The organism is Brevibacterium rongguiense (assembly GCF_009857845.1).
Lineage (GTDB): Bacteria > Actinomycetota > Actinomycetes > Actinomycetales > Brevibacteriaceae > Brevibacterium > Brevibacterium rongguiense.
On record NZ_WWEQ01000120.1, the window covers coordinates 1 to 1,665 of the forward strand.

3 protein-coding genes are annotated in these 1,665 nt (G+C 74.5%); 1 reads left to right on the forward strand and 2 read right to left on the reverse strand.

What is annotated here, in order from left to right; genetic code table 11:
• The coding region (locus tag GSY69_RS14830) for a hypothetical protein (protein ID WP_235936576.1) at positions 1-187 on the reverse strand (187 nt) is incomplete at its 3' end.
• Positions 188-377: 190 nt separating this feature from the next.
• On the opposite strand from GSY69_RS14830, the gene GSY69_RS13740 reads away from it, so the two are divergent.
• Positions 378-1,322, forward strand: coding sequence for an AEC family transporter (locus GSY69_RS13740; RefSeq protein WP_160954392.1), 945 nt, complete (start codon positions 378-380; stop codon positions 1,320-1,322).
• On the opposite strand, the gene GSY69_RS13745 is transcribed toward GSY69_RS13740, so the two are convergent.
• Positions 1,319-1,665: helix-turn-helix domain-containing protein (locus tag GSY69_RS13745; protein ID WP_160954393.1), on the reverse strand; the 347-nt coding region annotated here is incomplete at its 5' end. The two genes, GSY69_RS13740 and GSY69_RS13745, sit on opposite strands and share 4 nt — an antisense overlap.

Below are 1,665 nucleotides of genomic sequence, written 5' to 3' on the forward strand. Positions count from 1 at the left end.
GATCGGCCTTCGGCCCGCGCCGCCCGCGGCCGCCGCGGCGGCGGGGTGCGCGCCGGGACCGCTGGGTTTCCTTGGACTGCTGCGGGCCCCGAGGGTCCTCGGAGCCCCGAGTGCTCTGGGGGCCGCTCCCACCCTGGGGCTCGGCGCCCTCCGGCGCATCCGCACCGGGCTTCGAAGTCGCATCCATGACCCGCCAAGCCTACCCGGCGGCCCGCGCGGCACCCGAGCGCGGCGACGGCCAACGCCGTCCGGGGCACGGCCGCCGCCGCACTCCGGGGCCCGCCTGGGTGCGCGGCCGTCCGCCCCGTGGGCGCGGGGCCGCGCGTTCCGGGGCGCCGCTAGAGTGAACCCGCCGGCCAAACGACCCAGGGAGAGACATGATCGGTGCGCTCGAGGGCTTCGGCGTCATCGCGGTGATCGTGTTCGCCGGCTGGCTCCTGGGCCGCTCGGAGGTGCTGGGCGAGACCGGCCAGCGAGTGCTCGCCGGCGTGGTCTTCTACGCGGGGACCCCGGCGCTGCTCTACGTCACACTGGCCCAGACCGCGGTCGAGCAGGTCTTCAGCCCCGCGCTCCTGGCCACCGCGGGCTCCGCCGTCATCCTGGGCTGCGCGCTCTTCGCATTCACCCGGTGGCGCGGCGGCTCGCCGGGAGCCGCGGTCATGAGCGCGTGGTCGGTCAGCTACGTCAACATCGGCAACCTCGGCATCCCCATCGCCACGTACGTGCTGGGCTCGCTCAAATCCGTGGCACCGGTGCTGCTCTTCCAGCTGCTCGTGCTCGCGCCCATCGGCATGGCGATCCTCGACGCCTCGCGCGGACGCGGCGAGCGCGAGCGCGGCCAGCGCTCCGACCGCGCGTGGTGGCAGCCGCTCCTGCAGGTGGTCCGCAACCCCATCATCATCGGCGCGTGTCTGGGCCTCGTCGCCTCGATCACCGGCTTCCAGCTGCCCCACGTCCTCCACGACCCCATCGAGATGATCGGCAACACCTCCGTGCCGCTGACCCTCATGGCGTTCGGGATCTCGCTCAAGGACGGCTGGGCGCTGCCGAAGCCGGGCACCCGCTCCCACCTGACGATCATGACGGTCGGCAAGCTCATCGCCCAGCCGGTGCTGGCGTGGGCGATCGGCGGGCCGCTCCTGGGCTTCACGGGCGGCGACCTCATGGCCATCGTCGTCACCTCGGCGCTGCCCACGGCGCAGAACGTCTACGTCTACGCGCTGCGCTACCGCCAGTCGGAGACGATCACCCGCGACGTCGTCTTCATCACGACGATCCTCTCCGTGCCGACGATCATCCTGGCCGCGATCCTGTTCGGCTAGGCGCGCGCACTCGGCTGCGGGCTCGTGCTCGGCTGTGCACCCGCCCTCACCCGGGTCGCAGCCGGTCTTGTCCCGCCCGGCTCACCGGAGGGCCCGGTGGCAGCGCCCCCGGGAACCCCGCGGAAGCGGCGGCGGTAGGCGCTCGGGGTGGTGCCGAGCGCCGCCTTCATGCGGATGCGCAGCGCGGCGCTCGTGCCGAAGCCCGCCCGCGCGGCCACCGCGTCCACCGGCAGCGCGGTCTCCTCGAGCAGGCGCTGGGCCGCGGCGATGCGCTCGGCGCGCAGCCACGCCCCGGGGCTCGTGCCCGTGCGGGCGGCGAAGCGGCGGGCGAACGTGCGCTCGC

What these genes read in the sequence shown, in the direction of transcription:
- GSY69_RS13740 (WP_160954392.1), top strand. Translation starts at nt 378, where the DNA reads ATGATCGGTGCGCTCGAGGGCTTCGGCGTCATCGCGGTGATCGTGTTC.